At 49.8% G+C, this 1081-nt stretch carries 1 protein-coding gene and 2 pseudogenes; 1 reads left to right on the top strand and 2 read right to left on the bottom strand.

What is annotated here, in order from left to right:
• Together BM258_RS24200 and BM258_RS24195 are read right to left on the bottom strand one after the other, a co-directional pair.
• Positions 1-93, bottom strand: a pseudogene (locus BM258_RS24200) (ATP-binding protein); the annotation flags it as partial.
• A gap of 56 nt (positions 94-149) precedes the next feature.
• On the bottom strand, positions 150-902 hold the full coding sequence (locus tag BM258_RS24195; RefSeq protein WP_090075799.1) for an IS6 family transposase: 753 nt from the start codon (positions 900-902) through the stop codon (positions 150-152).
• A gap of 85 nt (positions 903-987) precedes the next feature.
• Between BM258_RS24195 and BM258_RS24370 the strand changes: the two are divergent.
• A pseudogene (locus BM258_RS24370) lies at positions 988-1081 on the top strand (IS6 family transposase); the annotation flags it as partial.

Genomic DNA, 1081 nt, shown 5'->3' with positions numbered 1-1081 from the left:
AACGAACCTGTCGAGGATGGCATCAGCGAAGGTCGGCTCACCAATGACATCATGCCATGTGCTGATGGGGAGTTGGCTGGTGATGAGCGTCGAGGGGCGCGTCGCAAAGTTTCAATCAGGCCCTGTTTGTGCTGTGATCAGCGTCATTTTCATGCTTCGTTAACTTTTTGAAGTCCAAAGAGGAGAGCAATGAGATCATTCTGTTCGCGAACGGTCCATGTCTCCGCGAAGTCGAAGCCCTTCTTAAGCCACAGCATGGCTTCGAAACCAGCGATGGTTCGTCTCGCAGTATGGAAGGATCGGAAACCACCAATCCTGAGCATATTTTTCTTTACCCTAAAATGATCACTCTCAATACGCTGCTGCAGATGCTTGGTAACATAATGGACAGGGTCCGGCCTCAGGTGGCCTTTGTCGACCGATTGTTTGATCGTTGACGGGAATGTGTTGGCACCGTCAGTGCCGATCTTGCCCGGCGACAGGAGCGGCTCATCCTTGAGCATTTTGTTGAAGAAACGCTTTGCTGCATCAAGATCTCTATTGGCGGTGAGCAGAAAATCCACGGGATTGCCGTGCTTATCTATGGCTCGGTACAGATATTTCCACTTCCCCCGCACCTTGATGTAAGTTTCATCCACCCGAATAGACCCGCAATGGGGTTTGCGAAACCGACGCAACCGTTTCTCGATCAAGGGAGCGTAGGTCAGAACCCATCGGTTGATTGTGCTATGGTCAACTTCAAAGCCGCGCTCAAGGAACATTTCTTCGAGATCCCGATAGCTCAACGGGTAACGCAGATACCAAGATACCGCCTGAATGATCAGCCACGCCTCAAATTGTCTGCCTTTGAAGTCATCTTTCGATTTTCGTTTCAGCTTTTCGGCAATGGCATTGAGAATCATACGACGCTCCTTCAATAAATCGGAGCACCTTCTCACCGCACAAATCTCAAATCCTGGTTAACGACAAAAGTTTGCGACAGGGCCGTTCAAAACGATGAAAACAGCGTATGCGACCATCAAGGGATTTGAGGTTATGCGCGCCTTGAGAAAGGGGCAGGCCAATCATTTCAATCTCTCAA

This window comes from Cohaesibacter marisflavi, assembly GCF_900115225.1.
In the GTDB taxonomy this organism is placed as follows: Bacteria; Pseudomonadota; Alphaproteobacteria; order Rhizobiales; family Cohaesibacteraceae; genus Cohaesibacter; species Cohaesibacter marisflavi.
Note: the sequence above shows the minus strand (reverse complement) of the source record. Positions and strands in the feature narration are given on the sequence as shown.

Coding starts and splice junctions, on each gene's coding strand:
- BM258_RS24195 (WP_090075799.1), bottom strand. CDS start 902: ATGATTCTCAATGCCATTGCCGAAAAGCTGAAACGAAAATCGAAAGAT.